Source organism: Pseudoduganella sp. GW821-FHT05F09, from assembly GCF_059419605.1.
Genome location: NZ_JBWKSD010000005.1, coordinates 534834 through 557392, shown reverse-complemented (window position 1 = coordinate 557392; position 22559 = coordinate 534834). Strand labels below are relative to the sequence as shown.

Below are 22559 nucleotides of genomic sequence, written 5' to 3'. Positions count from 1 at the left end.
TAACCTTATAGTGTGTGCTTCGGGCTCACAGGCTGGCGTTCTTATCCGCAGCCGGTGCCGCCATTATAGCCTCGCCGGTGACAGGCGCCGCCTCGTTGCCGTTTTCGGCATCGGCGGCGGCCGGCTTGGCCTTTTCCTTGTCCTTGTCGCCGCGCGGGCCTTCGCCGTCGTTGACCTTGCTTTCGCGCGCCTGCATGAAGCTGTCGCGCACGAACTCATAACGGTCCAGCGCGGCTTCTTCCATCAGGCTGGTGGCATCCAGCAGGCTGGCGCGCTTGTCGATCACACGGGTAACGCTGCCGATGTTGCGCACGTTGACAGGATCTTTATAGCCCCATGGGTCGGCCTTGATGTCCAGCGGCAAGGCCACGGTGTCGCGCACGGTGGACGGGCCCAGCAGCGGCAGCATCAGGTAGGGGCCGGATTGCACGCCCCAGTAGCCCAGGGTCTGGCCGAAATCTTCGTTATGCTTCTTCAGGCCCGCTTCGGAAGCGATGTCGAGCACGCCCAGCAGGCCGAAGGTGGAGTTCAGCGCCACGCGCATCACGTCCGACATGCCCTGCTCGCCCTTGCCCTGCATAAAGCCGTTGGCGGCGGTCCACACGTCCGACAGATTGCCGAAGAAGTTGCTCACGCCGGTCTGCACGAAGGACGGCAGCACGTTCTTGTAGGCGGTGGCGGCCGGCTTCAGCGCGGCCTGGTCCACCGTGTCGTTGAACTTGAACATGCTGCGGTTGAAGCCCTCGTAAGGGTCGCGCGGGTTGGGGCCGGCGCAGCCGGTCAGCACGGCGGCAGCCGCCACAGTCAATGCCAGGTGACGGAACTTGGTTGATGCGCTCATATTATTTGCCATCCTTTCCTTCAGCTGCTTTGCTGTAGATGAATTGGTTGATCAGGTCTTCCAGCACGGCGGCCGACTGGGTGCGCGCGATCTTGTCGCCCGCCACCAGGTTGTTGGTGTCGCCGCCGGCTTCGATGCCGATGTATTGCTCGCCCAGCAAGCCGGCCGTCAGGATCTTGGCCGAGCTGTCTTTTGGAAAGGCGTAGCTGGTTTCCATATTCAGGGTCACCAGCGCTTTATAGGACTTGTCGTCGAAGCGGATGCGGGCCACGCGGCCCACCACCACGCCGGACGCCTTGACTGCGGCCTGCTCGCGCAGGCTGCCGATATTGTCGAACTTGGCGGTCACTTCATACGTCGGGGCGAACGACAGCGAACTCGCATTGCCGGCCTTGAGCGCCAGGAAGGCCAGTGCGGCCACGCCCAGCACGACAAACAAACCCACCCACAGATCCAGAGATTTACGTTGCATAACACTATCCTAACTTGTTTTTATTTCTTCGGCGCACGGTGCCGTTATTTGCTAAACATCAAAGCCGTCAGCATGAAGTCCAGCCACCAGATCATCAGGGACGAAATCACCACGGTACGGGTGGTGGCGCCGGCCACGTCTTCCGGCGTGGGGCGGGCCTCATAGCCCTGGTACAGCGAAATGAAGGTGATGGCCACGCCGAACACGATGCTCTTGGCGAAGCCGTTGAACACGTCTTTCCAGATATCCACGCCGCCCTGCATTTGCGACCAGAACGCGCCCTCGTCCACGCCGATCAGCTGCACGCCGACCAGGTAGCCGCCGAAGATGCCCACCGCGCTGAAAATCGACGCCAGCACCGGCACGGCGATCACGCCGGCCCAGAAACGGGGCGCCAGCACGCGCTGCACGGGATTGACCGCCATCATTTCCATGGCCGACAGCTGCTCGCCGGCCTTCATCAGGCCGATTTCCGCCGTCAGCGAGGTGCCGGCGCGGCCGGCGAACAGCAGCGCGGTGATGACCGGCCCCAGTTCGCGCGTCAGACCCAGCGCCACCAGCAGGCCGAGCGACTGCTCGGCGCCGTATTTGTTCAGCGTGTAATAGCCCTGCAGGCCCAGCACCATGCCGACGAAGAGGCCGGATAGCGTGATGATGAGCATGGAATAATTGCCGATGAAGTGCAATTGCTCGATGATGAGGCGCGGCCGGCGCAGCAGGCCGGGCGACACGCCCAGCATGTAGAAGAAGGTGCGGGTCGCATAACCCACGCCTTCGACGTGTTCGCGCACCCAGATGCCCAGGCGCTCCAGCAGGCCGCCGATCATGCGCGCTCCTTCAGGCCGAGATCGGCCGCCAGGGACTTGCCCGGGTAGTGGAAGGGCACGGGGCCGTCGGCCTCGGCGTGCACGAACTGCTTCACATAGGGGTCGGACGACGCCATCATCTCGTCCGGCGTACCGTGCGCGACGATTTTGCCTTGCGACAGGAAATACACGTGGTCGGCGATGTGGAACGATTCCTTCACGTCGTGCGAGACCAGGATGGTGGTCGAGCCGAGCGCGTCGTTCAGGTTGCGGATCAGGTTGGCGGTCACGCCCATCGATATCGGGTCCAGGCCGGCGAACGGCTCATCATACATAATCAGTTGCGGGTCCAGCGCGATCGAGCGCGCCAGGGCGACGCGGCGCGCCATGCCGCCGGAGATCTCGCCCGGCTTGAGCTTGGCGGCGTTGCGCAGGCCCACGGCGTGCAGCTTCATCAGCACCAGGTCGCGTATCAGTTCTTCCGGCAGGTCGGTGTGTTCGCGCAGCGGGAAGGCCACGTTTTCGTACACCGACAGGTCGGTAAACAGCGCGCCGTGCTGGAACAGCATGCCCATTTTGCGGCGCAGCAGATACAGGTCGTCGGTCTTCAGTTTGTGAACTATCTGGCCGTCCACCGACACGTGGCCCTTGGACGGGCGGATCTGGCCGCCGATCAGGCGCAGCACGGTGGTTTTGCCGCTGCCGGAGCCGCCCATGACCGCCACCACCTTCCCGCGCGGGAAGTCCATCTGGAGGCCCGACAGGATGGACCTTTTTCCATAGGAGAAGTGTAAATCACGGATTTCGACTAGATTCGGCACGACCACGCTCACTTTTTTGAATCCCGTATTGTAGTGCAGAAACGCCAACCTCTGCTGAGAGCTCCTCCGGGAGAGGGAGACAAGAGGCAAATAATACAACATTAATAACCTGAAAGTCAGCAATTTACATCTGGAAAGGTATGTTAATTGCTGCGGCGCAGCAACAGCGGGGCCGCTACTGCGACCCGCTCCGTGGCTTGGGAAGCCCCGGCTACCCGGGGCGCAGGCTAGATAAAAGCGCTGACGTCAATCCGGAAGCGGGCGGCCAGCAATTTGGCCAGGCGCCGGCTGATTTCGCGGCGTCCGGCCAATATGTCGCTGACCAGCGCCTGTGACGCGATCTCGGCGAGGTCCTTCTGCTTGAGACCGTTCACCTCAAGTAAGTGGCGCAAGACTTCGCGCGGCGGGGCTTGGGCGATCTGCACGTGCGCGTCCTCCCACCGTTCGATCATTTCCATGACGAGGGAAAACAGTGTGTACAAAGGATGGCCTTCGTCGTCCCCCACTTCGTCAGCCAGAACGTTAGCCAAGGCGCGGATACGCTGGAAGTCCGTCTCATTCCGTATTGGCCCGAGACCGGCGCTAGCCTGGAGCGTCGTCCACGCCAGGGTAATCTCGGGCAAATGGGGCAACAAATTATTGATCGTCATTTTCCACGGTTCTGTTTAGTCCACTTGTCGTATTGCACATGAGTAAGCACCTCGCGGATATATACCAGCTGCTTGTGATAGTGGATCGCCGTCACGATGCGGTACTCGTTACCGCCTGCATTGAATACGGTAAATTGCCTCGGAACATAGTCAGCCGTATTGAACGTCTGTTTTACTCGCTAAAATTCTTCGCGTTGCAAGACTTGCATGTACGATACCACGCCTCTAACTTCTCTTTGGCGTCAGGATATTCTTGATAAAAATCTACCAATGCCGCTTTTGAGATGATCCGCATACAAGGCGTCTTTCCAAAATGGTTTATACATTTCGTTCTCCAAGAGCCTAAAAGAGGTGTTACAGGCAGGACACCAGAATAGCGCCCCAAATCAAGTATATCTCGTTTTGAGAAGTACGCAGTGCGAATTATCAATCTCTACTGATTATCATTTGCTGGAGAAAACCATGGATCTTGTGGCGGGGAAAAGCACGACGGCGGTACTGCTGTTCAGATAAAAAAAACCGGAGCCAACGAGGATCGCCCGTCGTGCTCCGGTGGGAGTGAAAACCACTACTTGGGAATCAGCGCGGCAGGTCGGACGAGCCCATCAGGAATTCGTCGACTGCGCGGGCGCACTGGCGGCCTTCGCGGATGGCCCAGACCACCAGCGACTGGCCACGGCGCATGTCGCCCGCTGCAAACACTTTCGAGACCGAGGTCTTGTAGCTGTTGTCGCCCTCGGTGGCGGCCTTGGCGTTGCCGCGGCCATCCTTCTCGACGCTGAAGGCGTCCAGGATGTTTTGCACCGGCGACACGAAGCCCATGGCCAGGAACACCAGGTCGGCCTTCATTTCAAATTCGGAATTCGGCACTTCGGTCATCTTGCCGTCCTTCCACTCCACGCGGCAGGCGATCAGCTTCTCGACCTTGCCGCCCTTGCCTTCCAGGCGCTTGGTGGCGACCGCCCAGTCGCGCTCGCAGCCTTCGTCGTGCGAGGACGAGGTGCGCAGCTTGGTCGGCCAGTACGGCCAGACCAGCGGCTTGTTTTCCTGCTCGGGCGGCATGGGCATCAGCTCGAACTGGTTCACCGAGGCCGCGCCCTGGCGGTTGGAGGTGCCCACGCAGTCGGAACCAGTGTCGCCGCCGCCGATCACCACCACGTGCTTGCCGGTGGCCTTGATCTGGTCCTTCACCTTGTCGCCGGCGTTGACCTTGTTCTGCTGCGGCAGGAAGTCCATGGCGAAATGCACGCCCTTGAGCTCGCGGCCCGGCACCGGCAGGTCGCGCGGCTGCTCGGCGCCGCCGGCCAGGATGACGGCGTCGAATTCTTTTTCCAGGTCTTCAGGGAAGATGGTTTCCTTGGCCCAGTTGTTGACGTTGGCCGGGAAGTCCTTGCCGATCAGCACGCTGGTGCGGAAGGTCACGCCTTCGGCCTGCATCTGCTCCACACGGCGGTCGATGTGCGACTTTTCCATCTTGAAGTCGGGAATGCCGTAGCGCAGCAGGCCGCCGATGCGGTCGCTCTTTTCGAACACCGTCACGGCATGGCCCACGCGCGCCAGCTGCTGGGCGGCGGCCAGGCCGGCCGGACCGGAACCGACCACGGCCACCTTCTTGCCGGTCTTGAAGCCGGCCGGCTGCGGAACAACCCAACCGTGCGCCCAGCCTTCGTCGATGATCTTGTGCTCGATCGACTTGATGCCGACCGGATCATCGCTGATGCCCAGGGTACAGGCCGATTCGCACGGCGCCGGGCAGATGCGGCCGGTGAACTCGGGGAAGTTGTTGGTCGAGTGCAGCACGTCCAGCGCGTCGCGGTAGTTGCCGCGATAAACCAGGTCATTCCAGTCCGGAATGATGTTGTTGACCGGGCAGCCGTTGTTGCAGAACGGGATGCCGCAGTCCATGCAGCGCGCGCCCTGCGCCTTGGCCTGGTCGTTGCTCAGGTGGAGCACGAATTCCTTGTAGTTTTTCAGGCGCGTCTCGGGAGGCAGATAGCTCTCTTCCTGACGCTTGAATTCCATGAAGCCGGTGATTTTACCCACGATGTTTCCTTATTCTTGTCCAGATCAGGCAGCGATGGCCTGGGTTTCCATTTCCAGGGCTGCGTTCTCAGCCATCTCGATCAGCGCGCGCTTGTACTCGTTCGGGAACACTTTCACGAACTTGGCGCGGCCTTCGGCCCAGTTGTCGAGCAACAGGCGGGCACGGGTGCTGCCGGTGTGCTTGAAGTGGCGCTCGATCAGGCGCTTGAGGATGACCTCGTCCGCCTCGGCCTCGCCGTCGCGGTGCTGCGCGTGCCAGGTGTTCTGGTCCAGCTTCTGCTCGGAGGCAGGCAGCACGGCTTCCAGGCTGACCATGGACGGGTTGCACTTCTGCGCGAAATCGCCGTCCGGGTCGTACACATAGGCGATGCCGCCCGACATGCCCGCCGCGAAGTTGCGGCCGGTGGCGCCCAGCACCACCACGGTGCCGCCGGTCATGTATTCGCAGCCGTGGTCGCCCACGCCTTCGACCACCGTGGTGGCGCCGGAGTTGCGCACCGCGAAGCGTTCACCGGCCACGCCGTTGAAGAAGGCTTCGCCGGCAATCGCGCCGTACAGCACGGTGTTGCCGATGATGATGTTGTTCACGGCCCAGCCGCGGAACTCGGTGTTCGGACGCACGATGATGCGGCCGCCCGACAGGCCCTTGCCGACGTAGTCGTTGCCCTCGCCCACCAGGTCCAGCGTGATGCCGTGCGCCAGGAAGGCGGCGGCGGACTGGCCGGCCGTGCCTTGCAGCTGGATGTGGATGGTGTCGTCCGGCAGGCCGGCGTGGCCGTAGCGCTTGGCCACTTCGCCCGACAGCATGGTGCCCACGGTGCGGTTCAGGTTCTTCACCGGCGAGATGAAGGACACGCGTTCGCCCTTCTCCAGCGCGGCCTTGGCCTGCGCGATCAGCTTGTGGTCCAGCGCCTTGTCCAGGCCGTGGTCCTGGTCTTCCACGTGGCGGATGGCCTGGTTGTTCTGCACTTGAGGCTGGTAGAAGATGTTGCTGAAGTCCAGGCCCTGCGCCTTCCAGTGCGTGATGGCCTTGGACTTGTCCAGCAGGTCCACGCGGCCGATCAGCTCGTCGTAGGTGCGGATGCCCAGCTGGGCCATCAGCTGGCGCGCTTCTTCGGCGACGAAGAAGAAGTAGTTCACCACGTATTCCGGCTTGCCCTGGAACTTAGCGCGCAGCACAGGATCTTGCGTGGCCACGCCGACCGGGCAGGTGTTCAGGTGGCATTTGCGCATCATGATGCAGCCTTCCACCACCAGCGGCGCGGTGGCGAAGCCGATCTCGTCGGCGCCCAGCATGGCGGCGATCACCACGTCGCGGCCGGTGCGCATCTGGCCGTCGGCCTGGACGCGGATACGGCTGCGCAGGCCGTTCAGCACTAGCGTCTGCTGGGTTTCAGCCAGGCCCAGCTCCCATGGGGTGCCGGCGTGCTTGACCGAGGACAGCGGCGAAGCGCCGGTGCCGCCGTCGTGGCCGGCCACCACCACGTGGTCGGCCTTGGCCTTGGTCACGCCCGCAGCCACGGTGCCGATGCCCACTTCGGACACCAGCTTGACCGAGATCGAGGCGCGCGGATTGACGTTCTTCAGGTCGTGGATCAGCTGTGCCAGATCTTCGATCGAATAGATGTCGTGGTGCGGCGGCGGCGAAATCAGGCCCACGCCCGGCACCGAGAAGCGCAGCTGGGCGATGTATTCGGACACCTTGTGGCCCGGCAGCTGGCCGCCCTCGCCCGGCTTGGCGCCCTGCGCCATCTTGATCTGGATCTGGTCGGCCGAGTTCAGGTACTCGGCGGTGACGCCGAAGCGGCCCGACGCCACCTGCTTGATGCGCGAACGCATGGAGTCGCCGTCCTGCAGCGGAATATCGACCACGATCTGCTCTTTGCCCACCACGGAAGCCATGGTTTCGCCCTGCTTGATCGGGATGCCCTTCAGTTCGCGGGTGTAGCGCGCCGGATCCTCGCCGCCTTCGCCGGTGTTCGACTTGCCGCCGATGCGGTTCATCGCCACGGCCAGGGTGGCGTGCGCTTCGGTCGAGATCGAGCCCAGCGACATGGCGCCGGTGGCGAAGCGCTTGACGATTTCCTTGGCCGGTTCCACTTCGTCCAGCGGGATGGCCTTGGCCGGGTCCAGCTTGAACTCGAACAGGCCGCGCAAGGTCAGGTGGCGCTTGGTCTGGTCGTTGATGATTTGCGCGTACTCTTTATAGGTCGAGTAGCTGTTCGAGCGGGTCGAGTGCTGCAGCTTGGCGATCGCGTCCGGCGTCCACAGGTGGTCTTCGCCGCGGATGCGGAAGGCGTATTCGCCGCCCGCGTCCAGCGCTTCCTTCAGCAGCGGATCGTTGCCGAAAGCCAGGTTGTGCAGGCGCAGCGCTTCTTCCGCCACTTCGAACACGCCGATGCCTTCCACGTTGGAGGCCGTGCCCTTGAAGTATTTGTCCACCAGCGACTTGTTCAGGCCGATGGCCTCGAAGATCTGCGCGCCGCAGTAGGACATATAGGTCGAGATGCCCATCTTGGACATGACCTTCATCAGGCCCTTGCCGATGGCCTTGGTGTAGTTATAGATGGCTTGCTCGCCGGACAGGTCGCCCGGCATTTCGTGCGCCAGCTCCATCAGCGTTTCCATCGCCAGGTAGGGATGGACCGCTTCCGCGCCGTAGCCGGCCAACAGGGCGAAGTGGTGGGTCTCGCGGGCCGAGCCGGTTTCCACCACCAGGCCGGTCGAGGCGCGCAGGCCTTTCGACACCAGGTGCTGGTGGATGGTGGAGGTGGCCAGCAGCGCCGGAATCGCCACGCGGTCCGGGCCGACGGAACGGTCCGACACGATCAGGATGTTGTGGCCGGATTTCACCGCGTCCACGGCTTCCGCGCACAGCGAGGCCAGGCAGGCTTCCACGCCTTCCTTGCCCCAGGCCAGCGGATAGCAGATGTTCAGCTCATAGGACTTGAACTTGCCGCCGGTATGCAGGGAGATGCCGCGCAGGCGGGCCATGTCGTCAAAGCCCAGGATGGGCTGCGACACTTCCAGGCGCATCGGCGGATTGACGTTGTTGGTGTCCAGCAGGTTCGGTTTCGGGCCGATGAAGGACACCAGCGACATCACCATGGCTTCGCGGATCGGGTCGATCGGCGGGTTGGTCACCTGGGCGAACAGCTGCTTGAAGTAGTTGTACAGCGGTTTCAGCTTGTTGGACATGACGGCCAGCGGCGAGTCGTTGCCCATGGAGCCGGTGGCTTCCTCGGCGGCGGCGGCCATGGGCGCCATCAGGAAGCGCAGGTCTTCCTGGGTGTAGCCGAAGGCTTGCTGGCGGTCCAGCACGGACGCGACGGCTTTTTCGCCCGGCGCGGCGCTGTACTTGATGCGGTTGTGCGCCTGCTGGCTTTCGCTCAGCTTGATTTCGTTGAGCTTGATGCGCACCGCGTTGATCCACGCCTTGTAGGGCTTGGCGTTGGCGTAGGTGTCCTTCAGCTCCTTGTCGTCGATGATGCGGCCGGCTTCCAGGTCGATCAGGAACATCTTGCCCGGCTGCAGACGCCATTTCTGGATGATTTTCGATTCCGGAATCGGCAGCACGCCGGATTCGGACGCCATCACCACCAGGTCGTCGTCGGTGATGATGTAGCGCGCAGGACGCAGACCGTTACGGTCCAGCGTACCGCCGATGTAGCGGCCGTCGGTGAACGCCATGGCGGCCGGGCCGTCCCATGGTTCCATCATCGCCGCGTGGTATTCGTAGAAGGCCTTGCGGTTGTCGTCCATCAGGGTGTGGTTTTCCCACGCTTCGGGGATCATCATCATCATCGCTTGCGCCAGCGGGTAGCCCGCCATCAGCAGCAGTTCCAGCGCGTTGTCGAAGCAGGCGGTGTCGGACTGGCCTTCATAGATCAGCGGGAACAGCTTCTGCAGGTCGTCGCCCAGCACGGCCGACTTCATCACGCCTTCGCGGGCGCGCATCCAGTTGAAGTTGCCCTTGACGGTGTTGATCTCGCCGTTGTGGGCGATCAGGCGGTAGGGGTGGGCCAGCGGCCATTCCGGGAAGGTGTTGGTGGAGAAACGCTGGTGCACCAGCGCCAGCGCCGAGATGCAGCGCGGATCCTGCAGGTCTTTATAGTAGACGCCCACCTGGTCGGCCAGCAGCAGGCCCTTGTAGACCACGGTGCGGGCCGACATCGACGGCACGAAGAATTCCTTGCCGTGGATCAGTTTCAGCGCCTGGATGGCGTGGCCGGACGATTTGCGTATCACATACAGTTTGCGCTCCAGCGCGTCGGTGACCATGATGTCCGGGCCGCGGCCGATGAAGATCTGGCGGATGATGGGTTCCTTGGCGCGCACGGTGGGCGACATCGGCATGTCGTAGTCCACCGGCACATTGCGCCAGCCCAGCACGACCTGGCCTTCGATGCGCACGGCGCGCTCGATTTCCTGTTCGCAAGCGATGCGGGACGCGTTTTCCTTCGGCAGGAAGACCATGCCCACGCCGTATTCGCCTGGCGGCGGCAGTTCCACGCCCTGCTTGGCCATTTCGTCGCGGTAGTACTGGTCCGGGATCTGGATCAGGATGCCGGCGCCGTCGCCCATCAGCGCGTCCGCGCCGACCGCACCCCGGTGGTCCAGGTTCTTCAGGATCAGCAGACCCTGTTCCACGATGGAATGGCTCTTGTTGCCCTTGATGTGGGCGACGAAACCGACGCCGCAAGCGTCATGTTCATTGGCTGGGTCGTACAAACCTTGCGAAATCATGCGTTTCTCCACTGCTGATAACTATCGAAAGCTCAGAGTAGTGCAATGCACAAAAAAACTCAACCAGAACAATTAGGGTCGGAGTCGAATTAATTTTTTACGCGTCGGTTTAAATTTTAATTAGGGACACAGTCAATCCTCACTCTGGGCAGGCGCGGTTTTCTTAAACGGGCGGCCGCGCTTGGCCGGCAGCACCTGGCGTTTGACGCGGTTTTGCAGCTCGGTCTTGAAGCGTTCCGAGCCCAGCGGCCAGCCTTTGAGCACGGCCCCCTCCACAATGGCGATCTGTTCGGCGGACAGGTCGGCGCCCGCCAGCTCCTTGTAGGCGGCCTCGCGCTGGAAGGGGGTGTTGCCCAGCGCCCAGTACAGCGCGTGGTCGGTCACCACCGGATCGGAGCGCACGCCGGTGTGGTGGGCGTAGCTGGACCAGGCATAGTCCTCGGGCCGGCCCGCCAGCCCGCCGCGCACCGGCAGGAACTCGATATAGCGGCTATTGCTCATCAGATAGGACTCGGCGTCGATGACCGAGGTTTTGTAGCGCCCCTGCCACAGCGTGCCGGCGCGGGCGTATTTCTGGTTGAAGTAGGGCACGTAGTAGCGGCCTATCCACTGCATCATCAGGCCCAGGCCGTCCTCGTCGCTGGGCGTGAGCAGGAAATGCAGCTCGTTCGGCGTCAATACATAGGCGTGCACGGCCACTTTCCAGTTCCTGGCGGCGCTGCGCAGCCAGCCGAGGAAGGCCGTGTAGTCGTCGGCGTCCTGGAACATGGCCTGGCCGTTCAGGCCGCGCTGGACCACGTGGTGGGGCTGGAAAGGGACGATGAGGCGGGGCAAGCGGGCCATAAAATGCGGGGAGGTAGTCTCGGGAGCCCCGATACTACCGCATTCGCAGCACTATGTCCCCATTTATTCGGCAATGAGAAAAAATCGGCTCGACTCTGTCCCTTTTTATCAGGAAACGGCCAGGGCGCGCCGGCGGGACGGCTGCCCGGCCAGCCGGAACACGCTCACGGCGGAGGCCAGCGCCTGGCTCTGGTCCTGCAGGGCGGCGGCGGCGGCGGCCGCTTCCTCGACCAGGGCGGCGTTCTGCTGCGTCACCTGGTCCATCTGCGAGATGGCGCGGTTGATCTGCTCGATGCCGCTGGTCTGCTCCACGCTGGCGGCCGTGATCTCGCCGATGATGTCGCTCACACGCTGCACATTGACCACGATTTCCTCCATGGTGCTGCCGGCCTGGTCCACCAGGCGCGCCCCGGTGGACACTTTTTCCACCGAATCGCCGATCAGCACCTTGATTTCGCGCGCCGCCGCCGCGCTGCGCTGGGCCAGGTTGCGCACCTCGGTGGCCACCACGGCGAAGCCGCGGCCCTGCTCGCCGGCGCGCGCCGCTTCCACCGCCGCGTTCAAGGCCAGGATATTGGTCTGGAAGGCTATGCCGTCGATGACGCCGATGATGTCGACGATTTTGTGCGCGGACGCGTTGATCATGCCCATGGTGTCGACCACCTGGCTGACCACGGCGCCGCCGCGCTGCGCCACGTCCGAAGCCGACAGCGCCAGCGTGTGGGCCTGGCGCGAGTTGTCGCCGTTCTGCTTGACGGTGGCGGTCAGCTCTTCCATGGAGGAAGCGGTCTGCTGCAGCGAACTGGCTTGCTGCTCGGTGCGCGCCGACAGGTTCAGGTTGCCGCTGGCGATCTCGCCGGACGCGGTGGCGATGGTCTCGGTGCCGCCGCGCACCTGGCCGACGATGCTGACCAGACTGGCGTTCATGTCCTTCAGCGCCTGCAGCAGCTGGCCGGTTTCGTCGCTGCTGGCCACCGTGATGTCGCTGCTCAGGTCGCCGGCCGCCACGGTTTGCGCCACGCGGACGGCCTGCCCCAGCGGCGCGGTGATCGAGCGCGTCAGCATGACGGCGAACCAGCTGCCCAGCAGCAGGACGCCGCCGGCCGTGAGCAGCAGGAACAGGCGGCCGTCGCGGAACTGCTGCTGCACCTGCGCCGCCAGCACGCGGCCGACCCCGGCCTCGTGCTCGCCGATGCGCTCGACGGCCTCCTGGTAGGCCGCGAACTGCGGCTCGAGCTGGCTGTCGACCATGCTGCGGGCGCCGTCGGCGTCGCCGCCCTTCTTGAGGGCGAACACGGCGTCGCGGGTGGCGGCGTAGCGCTTGCGCACCACGGCCACCGCGTCGAGCAGGCGCAATTCCTCGCTGCTGGACAGCAGCGGCTCCAATTGCTTCTGGATGGCGTTGACGCGCGCGCGGGTGGCGGCGGCCTTGTCGGCTTCGGCCTTCGATTCGACCTGTTCGGTATTGCGCGCAAAGGCGATCACCCGCACGCCGCTCACGCTGATCAGGTTGTGCCACTCGGCGGTCAGGCGCTCCTTGAGCATGGCGCTGCCGACCATTTCCTCGCTCAGCTGCCCCACCGCCTGCAAGCGCCAGATGCCCGCCGCCGCCATCAGCAGCATCATCAGCATGACGATGCCAAAGCCGCCGCCGAGGCGGGTACCGATATTCAGATTCCGTAGTTTCATCACACCCGTCTCCCGTGAGGACGCGCCGCCACCAACCCCGGACCAAAGGCGGCGCCTGGAAACCCATAGTAGGTGATATGGAACTACTGGAAACTATCGAAATGTCACGCCGCGCACCGGCGGCGTCACAAACTCAGGAGAGGTTGAAGCTGGCGGACAGGCTGTAGCCTTCGCCGTAGGCGCTGCGCAGGGGCAGATCCTCGCCCAGGCCGCTGCGCGCCTTCTTGCGCAGGCGGTACACCAGCATGTCCACGCGGCGGCCGGCGTCCGGGTCGTCGCCGCCTATGCCGGCCACGATGACCTGGCGCGGCACCGGACGGGTGTTAATCGTCAGCAGGTGCAGGAAGTTGCACTCTTTTTCCGTCAGCGTGATGGCCTGGCCCTGCAGCTCCAGCAGGCGGGCGCTGACTTTCAACGTCCACTTGTTGATCACGGGCGCGGGTTCCTGCGGGCCGACGCGGCGGTCCAGCGCCTCGATATGGGCGGCCAGTTCCGGGAACTTGATGGGCTTGGTCAGATAATGGTCGGCGCCCAGGCGCAGGCCCAGGATGCGGTTGTCGAAGGCCACGCGGCCGGTCAGCACCAGCAGGCCGATGTGCGGATACAGCTGGCGCATGCGCGGAATGACGTTGAAGCCGTCCTCGTCCGGCAGGCCCAGGTCGAGCACCACCACGCCAACGTTGCCTTGGCTGAGGGCCGACCACATGTCGCCGGCGTTGTTGGTGATGTGGACTTCGTGTTCAAGCTCAGTCAGGAACTCCGCCATTTCTTCGGCGTAGTCCAGATTGTCTTCCACGATCAGTATTTGCGTCATTGATGCGCCAATCTCTAAATGGTTGCAAGCCGAAGCTTGCGTGCGAGAATTATCACGGTTGCAATCGCGCGGCGCAAGGTTTTTCCCGGCTCACGCCGGTATAGGCAGCCAAATCCGAAATTTCTTGCCGCTTTCAGCAAAATTTTCCACTGTCAGCGTGCCGCCGTGGACTTCCACCACCGCGCGCGCCATGTACAAGCCCAGGCCGGAGCCCGGCGTGCCGGCGGCGGCGCGGCCGCGGAAGCCTTTCTCGAACAGCTTACCGACTTCGTCCTCCGGTATGCCAGCCCCCAGGTCCGATACCGACAACTCTATGCCGCCTTCTGTTGCTTTTTTGCCGACAAGCGTTATCTCGCAGCCATCTTCCGTGTATTTAATGGCATTGTCGAGCAAGATATCGAGCACCAGGCGCAGGCCGGCCGGGTCGCAGCGCATCCACTGCGGCAGGCCCTGCTCCACCACGCGGATGGCGGCGCGGCGCGCACCGGCCTGCCCGGCGGCATTCTCCAGCAGCGCCAGCGGCGACACCTCGTTCGGCTGGCGTTTGCGGCCTATGCTGGCCATGCGCTCGGGCGACAGGTATTCGTCCAGCATGCCCAGCAGGCGGTCGACCGCCGTCTGGATCTTGGTGTAGCGCTTGCGGGTGGCTTCGTCGTGGTGCGCGCCCGTCATTTCCAGGCGCTGGATGGCGCCGTCTATGGTGGACAGCGGGGTGCGGAACTCGTGCGACAGCATGGACGCGAATTTCTTCTGCTGCGCCTGCCAGTCCTGGCGCTCGCTCACGTCGCGCACCGAGCCGGACAAGGCGACCGGGATGCCGACCGGGTCCAGCACCAGCACGGACTCGATTTCCACCGGGACCAGATGGCCGTCCGCATGCGGCAGGTCCAGCTCGCGCGTCACGCGCGCGCGGCTGCGCTCGCCGGCGGCAAAGCGCTCCAGGCGCAGCGGCAGGTCGGCCGCCAGCTGGTCCGACAGCGCCTGCGCCTGCGCCAGCGTGTAGCCGAAGCGGCGCCCGGCAGCCGGGCTCAGGTACCGGATGCGGCCGTGGCTGCCGTCCCGCAGGTCCAGCAGGAAGTGCACTTCGCTGCTGTGGTCAAGGATGAGCTTGTGCAGTTCGCCGGCGTCGTCCATGGCCTAGTCCGCCAGCGGGGCGAAGATCTGCTGCAGGTCTTCCTGCGTCAGCGCCATCTTCTGCGACTCGCCCTCGGCCAGGATGGACTGCGCCAGGTCGGATTTTTTCTGCTGCAGCACCTGGATTTTCTCCTCCAGCGTGCCTTTCGCGATCAGCTTGTACACGAACACCGGCTTGTCCTGCCCGATGCGCCAGGCGCGGTCGGTGGCCTGGTTCTCGGCCGCCGGGTTCCACCACGGGTCGTAGTGGATGACGGTGTCGGCCGCCGTCAGGTTCAGGCCCACGCCGCCGGCTTTCAGGCTGATCAGGAAAATCGGCACCGCGCCCTGCTGGAAGGCGGCCACCTGGGCGCTGCGGTCCTTGGTCTCGCCGGTCAGCAGCGCATACGGGATGTCGCGCAGCTCGAGCTCCTCCTCGATCAGCTCCAGCATCGAGGTGAACTGCGAAAACACCAGGATCTTGCGGTCTTCCTCCAGCAAATCCTCCACCATCTGCATCAAATCGGTCAGCTTGGCCGAACCGGCGGTCTGCTTTTTCGACGGCAGCGACTTCACCAGGCGCGGATCGCAGCACACCTGGCGCAGCTTGAGCAGCGCTTCCAGGATGACGATCTGGCTGCGCGCCACGCCCTTGCGGTCGATTTCCTCGCGCACTTTCTGGTCCATGGCCAGGCGCACGGTTTCGTACAGGTCGCGCTGGGCGCCGGTCAGCTCCACCTTGCGCACCATCTCGGTCTTGGCCGGCAATTCCTTGGCCACATTGTCCTTGGTACGGCGCAGCAGGAAGGGTTTGATGCGGCGGTTCAGCAGCGCGCGGCGCTGCGGGTCGTCCTGGCGCTCGATCGGATGGCGGAACTGGGCGTTGAAGGATTTTTCGTCGCCCAGCAGGCCCGGCAGCAGGAAGTGGAACTGCGACCACAGCTCGCCCAGGTGGTTCTCGAGCGGCGTGCCGGACAGGCACAGGCGGTGCTTGGCCTTCAGCAGGCCGGCGCTCTGGGCCGCCTTGGAGCGGGTGTTCTTGATGTAGTGCGACTCGTCCAGGATGACCATGTGGAACTCCTGCTCGCGCAGCTTTTCCTCGTCGCGCGGCAGCAGCGCATAGGTGGTCAGCACCAGGTCGGACTGCTGGATCTGCTCGAACTGCTGCATGCGGTCCTTGCCTTGCAGCAGCAGCACGCGCAGGTCGGGCGCGAAGTGCGCGGCCTCGTCCTGCCAATTGCCCATCAGGCTGGTCGGCGCGATCACCAGCACCGGATGCGTCAGGCGGCCGGCCTCTTTTTCCACCAGGATGTGGGCCAGGGTCTGCACCGTCTTGCCCAGGCCCATGTCGTCGGCCAGGATGCCGGCCAGGTTGTATTCGCGCAGGAACTGCATCCACGCCAGGCCGTCGGCCTGGTAATCGCGCAGCGTGGCGCGCAGTCCAGCCGGAGTGGGCACTCGCTTCACCGTGGTGAACTGGTTCAGCTTGCGGCCCATGTCGCGCAATTCCTCGCCGCCGGTCCATTCGAAGTCGACGCTGCGGGCCAGCTCGTCCAGGCGGGCCGCGTCCAGCGTGGCCATGTGGACGGCGTGCTTGATCTTGTCGTTGAAGTAGAGCTCGCCCAGCGTGGCCAGGATGGGCTTGACCCGGTTCCACGGCAGCGCCACGCGGGTGCCGTCGGGCAGCGTGGCCAGCATCTGGTCTTCCTCGGCATGGCCGGCCAGCGTCTTCAGGCTGAAGTCCAGCGGGGCGTTGCGTATCATGTGCACCAGCACCGGCAGCAGCGGAATGCGTGCGCCGTCCACCGTGATGCCCAGCTCCAGGTCGAACCAGGCGTTGCCGCCGTCGGCGTCGTCCGGCTCCACCTCGGCGTACCAGCCGTCCACCGCGCTCACGTCATAGCGGTACTTGGCCGATTTTTCCACCTGCCAGCCCTGCGCCAGCAGTTCGTCCACGCCGTCGGCGGCAAAGCGCAGCCAGTCGGCCTGGCCGGCCAGCAGCAGGCCGCCGCGCACGCTCGACAGCGGCAGCGCGCCGGGCTTGCGGAAGCCCAGCCCGTTCAAGGTGGCCAGGGCGTCCGCCTCGGCCTGCTCGTCGCGCTGTATCACCTCGGTCACGTCGCCGCGCTGGCGCACCACGCGCTGCGACGGATCGAAGGAGACGCGCTCGCCGTCGTAGTCATAGGACAGCACGGCGTAGTCGTGCCAGCGCTGGGTGCTGCCGTCGGACAGCATGGCCGCGTCCAGCACCAGGATGGGGCGCGGCTTGACGTCTTGGCGGATGCGCTGCGGCAACGGCTGCGGCAGCGGCATCAGCTGCTGCAGGCCGTGCGCCAGCAGCAGCTGGGACACGCGCAGCTTGTCGTTGCTGGTGAGCAAAGGCGCCTGCGCCACCAGCGCCTGCAGCTCGGCCAGAGGAATCTCGGCGCCGCCCTGGTTCAGGAACAGCTCGCCGCACGACAGGTTGTCGATATACCACGGCGGCTCGGTCGGCAGCATGTAGTCGATCTGGTCGGCGCCGTGGTGGCGCGCGCCCTCGGGCGGCTCCACCGCCCAGCCCAGGCGCAGGCCCTTGCCCTCCTCGCGCCATGCCAGGTTGGCCTGGCGCAGGGGGCCGAACTTCATCGGGTAGACCAGGCCGTTGCCCACGTCGGCCCAGGAATTGGCCCACAGCAGCTTGTCCTGCTCGGCCAGCATGGTCAGCAGGGCCGCGCCTATCTTGCCGCGCGGCTCGGTGGCGGTGCCGGTCTGGGAATTCGGGCCGCTGCGCATGGCAACGAAGAAACGTATCAAATCGTCATCGCCGGCCGCCAGGAAGCTGGGCGGGGCCGACAGCAGCGAGAACACCTCGCTCACCGGGGTGGCGGCGGCCACGTCGCCGTTCGGCCGCAGCCGCGCCTTGTACAGGCACAGCGCCACGTGGCGGCCGCCGCTGGTGGGCGCCAGCACATAGATCAGCTTGTATTGCGGCTGCGCCTGCTTGGGATCGGGTTCGGCGGCCAGCAGCTTGGCTTTCGGATGCGCGGCAGCGTCCACCCGTTGCAGCCAGGTGGCCACGGCATAGGGCAGCTGCGGAGCAGGCGCCGATGCGGGAGCGGGGGCCTGGGCCGGTGCGGTGGGGGTTTCGCGCGTTTCGTCGCGGGTCAAATCCATAGTGCGCATTATCTGTACAAATATTACTGATCGATGACGGTTTGAAGGCGGTTCAAAAACTGCAACATGCAATATTATCCGGTTTAACCGAACTCTTGTTTGTGTTTCTTCCAACATAGGGCGTAGCATTTGGCGCATGGCCGTGGTTTGAGTATGATTCCGGCCTGGTCACCACAGGAATCTAGCTCATGCTGCCTACCATCGAACAACGCCTTGCCATCGAACTGGCCGCCAAGCCGGCCCAGGTTGCCGCCGCCGTCGCCCTGCTGGACGAAGGCGCCACCGTGCCCTTTATCGCGCGCTACCGCAAGGAAGCCACCGGCGGCCTGGACGATATCCAGCTGCGCCTGCTGGAGGAGCGCCTGCGCTATCTGCGCGAGCTGGAGGACCGCCGCGCCGCCATCGTGGCGTCGATCACTGAGCAGAACAAAATGACGCCGGCCCTGCTGGACGCCGTGATGCACGCCGAAGACAAGACCCGTCTGGAAGATTTGTATCTTCCGTACAAACAAAAACGCCGCACCAAGGCCCAGATCGCCATCGAGGCGGGCCTGATGCCGCTGGCCGACGCCCTGCTGGCCAACCCGGAACTGACGCCGGAAACGGAAGCGGCCGCCTATCTGCGCGAGCCCTTCACCACGCCGGACGGCAACAATCCGGGCGTGGCCGACACCAAGGCGGCGCTGGACGGCGCGCGCCAGGTGCTGATGGAACGCTTCGCCGAGGACGCCACGCTGCTGCAGTCGCTGCGCGAATATGTGACCGATCATGGGATAGTTGAGTCCAAAGTCGTGGAAGGCAAGCAGGAAGAAGGCGAAAAATTCGCCGACTACTTCGACTACTCGGAAACCATAGGCACCGTGCCCTCGCACCGCGCCCTGGCGCTGCTGCGCGGCCGCCGCGAAGGCATCCTGGACGTGACCCTGCGCCTGGACACCGAAGCCGAGAAACCGAAGTGGGACGCGCCACACAATCCCTGCGAAAGCCGCATCTCGGCCCGCTTCGGCATCAAGAGCGCCGGCCGCCCGGCCGACAAATGGCTGGCCGACACGGCGCGCTGGACCTGGCGCGTGAAAAGCTTTATGCACCTGGAAAGCGAACTGATGGGCGCGCTGCGCGAACGTTCCGAGACCGACGCCATCAATGTCTTCGCCACCAATCTGAAAGCCCTGCTGCTGGCGGCCCCGGCCGGCCAGCGCGCCACCATGGGCCTGGACCCCGGCCTGCGCACCGGCGTCAAGGTCGCCGTGGTCGATTCGACCGGCAAAGTGGTCGAACATGCCACCATCTACCCGCATCAGCCCCGCAACGACTGGGACGGCGCCTTGCACACCCTGGCCAAGCTGGCCGCCAGACACAATGTCTCCCTGATTTCCATCGGCAATGGCACCGCCTCGCGCGAAACCGACAAATTGGCGCAGGATCTGATCAAGATGCTGCCGGAACAGAAGCTGACCAAGATCGTCGTCTCCGAAGCGGGCGCGTCGGTGTACTCGGCCTCCGAATTCGCCTCGCGCGAGCTGCCGGACCTGGACGTGTCCATCCGCGGCGCCGTGTCGATTGCGCGCCGCCTGCAGGACCCGCTGGCCGAACTGGTGAAGATCGACCCGAAATCCATCGGCGTGGGCCAGTACCAGCACGACGTGAGCCAGTCGCAGCTGGCGCGCTCGCTGGACGCCGTGGTGGAGGACTGCGTGAACGCGGTGGGCGTGGACGTCAACACCGCCTCGGCGCCGCTGCTGGCGCGCGTGTCCGGCCTGTCGGCCAGCGTGGCGCAGAGCATCGTCACTTACCGCGACAGCAAGGGCGCCTTCACCTCGCGCGCCGGCCTGAAGAACGTGCCGCGCCTGGGCGACAAGACGTTTGAGCAGGCGGCCGGCTTCCTGCGCGTGGTGGGCGGCGACAACCCGCTGGACGCCTCGGCGGTGCACCCGGAATCCTACCCGCTGGTGGAAAAAATCCTGGGCGACCTGAAAAAAGACATCAAGGGCGTGATCGGCGACAGCGGCCTGATCAAGTCGCTGAATCCCGCCAAGTACGCGGACGACAAGTTCGGCGTGCCCACCGTGACCGACATCCTGAAGGAACTGGAAAAGCCCGGCCGCGACCCGCGCCCCGAGTTCACCACCGCCACCTTCAAGGACGGCGTGGAAGAAATCAGCGACCTGCGTCCGGACATGATTCTCGAAGGCGTGGTCACCAACGTCGCAGCCTTCGGCGCCTTCGTCGACATCGGCGTGCACCAGGACGGCCTGGTGCACATCTCCGCGCTGTCCAACACCTTCGTGAAAGACCCGCACACGGTGGTCAAAGCCGGCCAGGTGGTGAAGGTGAAGGTGCTGGAAGTGGACCCCAAGCGCAAGCGCATTGCGCTGACCATGCGCCTGAGCGACAGCGCGCCGGCCGCCGGCAGCAAGCCCGAGCAGCGCGCCGACCGCGGCGACCGCCGCGCCATGGGGCAGCAGCAGAAGAACCAAAGCCGCGAACCGGCCATCGCCGGCTCCATGGCCGCCGCCTTCGCCAAGCTGCGCGGCTAAGCAGCCCACCCTAGCCGGGGTCAGTTCTGTCATCGCGTCACGGCCTCATCCATTGAACGGCTGGGCTCGTGAGGCGATGGTGGAACTGACCCCGATTGTTGAGCTCGCTGGCGCTACAGGCGCTACAGTTGCTTCAGCGCCGCCATGCGCAGGCCGAGCTTGATGCAGCCGTACAGGCACAGCAGCGCGGCGGCGGCGCCCAGCCACAGCACCGCCAGGCCGGTGCCCTGGAAGGCGGCGTCCTGGCCGGCCAGCGCGGCCAGGTAGTTGCGGTGCGAAACAATCATCGGCACTTGCGCGATCAGCGCCAGGCCCAGCGGCAGCAGGATGCGGCCGTTCCTGGCCAGCTTGCCGGCCGTGTCGGTGAAGATTTCGGGCGTCGCGCCCGCCTGGCGCGCCTTGCGCCAGCAGTGCCAGCCCATGGTGCTGGCCACATGTTCCCAGCCCGCGTCGCGGAACAGCTGCAGGTAGTGCGGCGTGCCCTTCTGTACGTCCCAGCGGTAGACCATGTCGGCCGGCGCGCCGCGCACAAAGGTGTGCATGCCGATGGCGTTGGTGGCGCGCAGATGCAGGCCCTCGCGCGCCATGCGCTCCAGCCACTGCTGGTGTTCTTCGTCCTGCCACACGAACCACAGTTTGTACTTCCGTACCACGCTTGCGCTCATTTCGTCTCTCCAGCCGCGTTCAGCAATGCGCGTGCATTGCCCACCATGATTTCCAGGCGCCGCACCTGCTCCGCCAGCACGGCCCTGCCCAGTTCCGTCAGCGCGTACACCTTGCGCCGCTCCTCTTCCGCCACCTTGACGATCAGCGCCTGCTTTTCCAGCGCGCCAAACACGCCGTACAGCGTGCCCGGCCCCAGCGTGACGCTGCCGCCGCTCATCGCTTCCACCTTTTGCATGATGGCGTAGCCGTGCAAAGGCTCATTGAGCGCCAGCATCACGTAGAACGTCGCTTCCGAAAGGGGCAGATACTTCGAAAAATGAATGTCCGGCATCGCCAGTCCTTGTATCGTGTCACGATATATCGACTATCGATATAGCGATTAACGACATAATAGCGCGTAATTTCGCCGTGTCAAGCACGCGGGGGCCGCATTTCTTATAAAATGTCGGCATCTATTCAATTTCCCCCGAGGCAGCAATGAGCGACGTACAAACCTGGATCAAAGAAACCGTGACCAACACGCCTGTGGTCCTGTTCATGAAGGGCACCGCCCAGTTCCCGCAGTGCGGCTTTTCCGGCCGCGCCATCCAGATCCTGAAGGCGTGCGGCGTGGAGAATATCGCCACCGTGAACGTGCTGGACGATCCTGAAGTCCGCCAGGGCATCAAGGAATACTCGAACTGGCCGACCATTCCCCAGCTCTACGTCAAGGGCGAGTTCATCGGCGGTTCGGACATCATGAACGAGATGTTCGAGTCGGGCGAACTGAAGGCCCTGCTGGATGCCTGATCGCCCGCAGCGGCTCGTCATCGCCATCACCGGCGCCACCGGCGCCGTGTATGGGGTGCGGCTGCTGCAAGTGCTGAAGGACCTGCCCTCCGTCGAGAGCCACCTCGTGGTCTCGGACGCGGCCGTGCTGACGCTGCACCAGGAAACCGGCCTGCAGCGCAAGGAGGTGGAGGCGCTGGCCGACGTGGTGCACAAGCAGCACAATATCGGCGCGTCCATCGCCAGCGGGTCGTTCCAATCGGATGGGATGATCATCGCGCCGTGCTCGATGAAGACGCTGGCGTCGGTGGCGCATGGCCTGTCGGACAATCTGGTCGCGCGCGCGGCGGATGTGGTGCTCAAGGAGCGCCGCCGGCTGGTGCTGATGGTGCGCGAAACGCCGTTCAACCTGGCGCACCTGCGCAATATGACGGCCGTCACCGAAATGGGCGGCATTATCTTCCCGCCCCTGCCCAGTTTTTATCACCAGCCGCAGAGCATCGCCGACATGGTGGACCACACGGTGGCCCGCGTGCTCGACCTGTTCGGCCTGGAACACCAGCTGGCGCCGCGCTGGGGCGGCTTGGGCTAGCCTGC

At 64.4% G+C, this 22559-nt stretch carries 17 protein-coding genes and 1 pseudogene; 3 read left to right on the top strand and 15 right to left on the bottom strand.

Annotated elements, in window-relative coordinates; all coding sequences use genetic code 11:
• Nucleotides 1–25: 25 nt before the first annotated feature.
• From AC07S4_RS19420 to AC07S4_RS19360, 13 genes and pseudogenes are all read right to left on the bottom strand, one after another.
• On the bottom strand, nt 26–841 hold the full coding sequence (locus AC07S4_RS19420) for an MlaA family lipoprotein (RefSeq protein ID WP_494988204.1): 816 nt from the start codon (nt 839–841) through the stop codon (nt 26–28).
• Between the two features lies 1 nt (nt 842).
• Complete coding sequence (gene mlaD, locus AC07S4_RS19415) at nt 843–1313, bottom strand: outer membrane lipid asymmetry maintenance protein MlaD (RefSeq protein WP_494988203.1); 471 nt, start codon at nt 1311–1313, stop codon at nt 843–845.
• 44 nt (nt 1314–1357) lie between these two features.
• Nucleotides 1358–2140, bottom strand: coding sequence for a lipid asymmetry maintenance ABC transporter permease subunit MlaE (gene mlaE / locus AC07S4_RS19410; RefSeq protein WP_494988202.1), 783 nt, complete (start codon nt 2138–2140; stop codon nt 1358–1360).
• Nucleotides 2137–2940, bottom strand: coding sequence for an ABC transporter ATP-binding protein (locus AC07S4_RS19405; protein WP_161070386.1), 804 nt, complete (start codon nt 2938–2940; stop codon nt 2137–2139). Before AC07S4_RS19405 ends, mlaE begins: the two co-directional genes overlap by 4 nt.
• A 227-nt stretch (nt 2941–3167) precedes the next feature.
• Nucleotides 3168–3590, bottom strand: coding sequence for a helix-turn-helix domain-containing protein (locus tag AC07S4_RS19400; protein ID WP_494988201.1), 423 nt, complete (start codon nt 3588–3590; stop codon nt 3168–3170).
• A pseudogene (locus AC07S4_RS19395) lies at nt 3587–3754 on the bottom strand (type II toxin-antitoxin system HigB family toxin); the annotation flags it as partial. The pseudogene AC07S4_RS19395 and the gene AC07S4_RS19400, both read right to left, overlap by 4 nt.
• A 415-nt stretch (nt 3755–4169) precedes the next feature.
• On the bottom strand, nt 4170–5633 hold the full coding sequence (locus AC07S4_RS19390) for a glutamate synthase subunit beta (RefSeq protein WP_494988200.1): 1464 nt from the start codon (nt 5631–5633) through the stop codon (nt 4170–4172).
• Between the two features lie 24 nt (nt 5634–5657).
• The gene (locus AC07S4_RS19385) at nt 5658–10379 is read right to left on the bottom strand and encodes a glutamate synthase-related protein (RefSeq protein WP_494988199.1); all 4722 of its coding nucleotides are present in this window, start codon (nt 10377–10379) and stop codon (nt 5658–5660) included.
• Between the two features lie 132 nt (nt 10380–10511).
• Nucleotides 10512–11222, bottom strand: a complete 711-nt coding sequence (locus AC07S4_RS19380; RefSeq protein WP_494988198.1) for a transposase — start codon at nt 11220–11222, stop codon at nt 10512–10514.
• Between the two features lie 108 nt (nt 11223–11330).
• Complete coding sequence (locus AC07S4_RS19375; RefSeq protein ID WP_494988197.1) at nt 11331–12911, bottom strand: methyl-accepting chemotaxis protein; 1581 nt, start codon at nt 12909–12911, stop codon at nt 11331–11333.
• A gap of 133 nt (nt 12912–13044) precedes the next feature.
• Nucleotides 13045–13725, bottom strand: a complete 681-nt coding sequence (locus AC07S4_RS19370) for a response regulator transcription factor (protein ID WP_161070380.1) — start codon at nt 13723–13725, stop codon at nt 13045–13047.
• Between the two features lie 90 nt (nt 13726–13815).
• Nucleotides 13816–14859, bottom strand: a complete 1044-nt coding sequence (locus AC07S4_RS19365) for a PAS domain-containing sensor histidine kinase (protein WP_494988196.1) — start codon at nt 14857–14859, stop codon at nt 13816–13818.
• A 3-nt stretch (nt 14860–14862) separates the two neighbouring features.
• Nucleotides 14863–17991: a DEAD/DEAH box helicase gene (locus tag AC07S4_RS19360; protein WP_494988195.1), complete on the bottom strand. Its 3129-nt coding sequence runs from the start codon at nt 17989–17991 to the stop codon at nt 14863–14865.
• A gap of 188 nt (nt 17992–18179) precedes the next feature.
• Between AC07S4_RS19360 and AC07S4_RS19355 the strand changes: the two genes are divergently transcribed.
• Nucleotides 18180–20528: a Tex family protein gene (locus AC07S4_RS19355; protein WP_494988194.1), complete on the top strand. Its 2349-nt coding sequence runs from the start codon at nt 18180–18182 to the stop codon at nt 20526–20528.
• 122 nt (nt 20529–20650) lie between these two features.
• Here AC07S4_RS19355 and AC07S4_RS19350 read toward each other — a convergent pair whose 3' ends face one another.
• Both AC07S4_RS19350 and AC07S4_RS19345 read right to left on the bottom strand, forming a co-directional pair.
• Nucleotides 20651–21193 (bottom strand): DUF2812 domain-containing protein, encoded by a 543-nt coding sequence (locus tag AC07S4_RS19350; RefSeq protein WP_494988193.1) that lies wholly within the window; start codon nt 21191–21193, stop codon nt 20651–20653.
• Nucleotides 21190–21525: a PadR family transcriptional regulator gene (locus tag AC07S4_RS19345; protein ID WP_494988192.1), complete on the bottom strand. Its 336-nt coding sequence runs from the start codon at nt 21523–21525 to the stop codon at nt 21190–21192. Before AC07S4_RS19345 ends, AC07S4_RS19350 begins: the two co-directional genes overlap by 4 nt.
• A 146-nt stretch (nt 21526–21671) precedes the next feature.
• Here AC07S4_RS19345 and grxD point away from each other — a divergent pair, with 146 nt between their 5' ends.
• Together grxD and AC07S4_RS19335 are read left to right on the top strand one after the other, a co-directional pair.
• A complete protein-coding gene (grxD, locus tag AC07S4_RS19340) occupies nt 21672–21983 on the top strand; it encodes a Grx4 family monothiol glutaredoxin (protein WP_132134412.1) in 312 nt (103 codons plus the stop codon).
• Complete coding sequence (locus tag AC07S4_RS19335; protein ID WP_494988191.1) at nt 21976–22554, top strand: UbiX family flavin prenyltransferase; 579 nt, start codon at nt 21976–21978, stop codon at nt 22552–22554. The genes grxD and AC07S4_RS19335 overlap by 8 nt, the downstream gene beginning before the upstream one ends.
• Nucleotides 22555–22559 lie beyond the last annotated feature (5 nt).

Coding starts and splice junctions, on each gene's coding strand:
- AC07S4_RS19420 (WP_494988204.1), bottom strand. CDS start 841: ATGAGCGCATCAACCAAGTTCCGTCACCTGGCATTGACTGTGGCGGCT.
- mlaD (WP_494988203.1), bottom strand. CDS start 1,313: ATGCAACGTAAATCTCTGGATCTGTGGGTGGGTTTGTTTGTCGTGCTG.
- mlaE (WP_494988202.1), bottom strand. CDS start 2,140: ATGATCGGCGGCCTGCTGGAGCGCCTGGGCATCTGGGTGCGCGAACAC.
- AC07S4_RS19400 (WP_494988201.1), bottom strand. CDS start 3,590: ATGACGATCAATAATTTGTTGCCCCATTTGCCCGAGATTACCCTGGCG.
- AC07S4_RS19385 (WP_494988199.1), bottom strand. CDS start 10,379: ATGATTTCGCAAGGTTTGTACGACCCAGCCAATGAACATGACGCTTGC.
- AC07S4_RS19380 (WP_494988198.1), bottom strand. CDS start 11,222: ATGGCCCGCTTGCCCCGCCTCATCGTCCCTTTCCAGCCCCACCACGTG.
- AC07S4_RS19375 (WP_494988197.1), bottom strand. CDS start 12,911: ATGAAACTACGGAATCTGAATATCGGTACCCGCCTCGGCGGCGGCTTT.
- AC07S4_RS19370 (WP_161070380.1), bottom strand. CDS start 13,725: ATGACGCAAATACTGATCGTGGAAGACAATCTGGACTACGCCGAAGAA.
- AC07S4_RS19365 (WP_494988196.1), bottom strand. CDS start 14,859: ATGGACGACGCCGGCGAACTGCACAAGCTCATCCTTGACCACAGCAGC.
- AC07S4_RS19360 (WP_494988195.1), bottom strand. CDS start 17,991: ATGGATTTGACCCGCGACGAAACGCGCGAAACCCCCACCGCACCGGCC.
- AC07S4_RS19355 (WP_494988194.1), top strand. CDS start 18,180: ATGCTGCCTACCATCGAACAACGCCTTGCCATCGAACTGGCCGCCAAG.
- AC07S4_RS19350 (WP_494988193.1), bottom strand. CDS start 21,193: ATGAGCGCAAGCGTGGTACGGAAGTACAAACTGTGGTTCGTGTGGCAG.
- AC07S4_RS19345 (WP_494988192.1), bottom strand. CDS start 21,525: ATGCCGGACATTCATTTTTCGAAGTATCTGCCCCTTTCGGAAGCGACG.
- grxD (WP_132134412.1), top strand. CDS start 21,672: ATGAGCGACGTACAAACCTGGATCAAAGAAACCGTGACCAACACGCCT.
- AC07S4_RS19335 (WP_494988191.1), top strand. CDS start 21,976: ATGCCTGATCGCCCGCAGCGGCTCGTCATCGCCATCACCGGCGCCACC.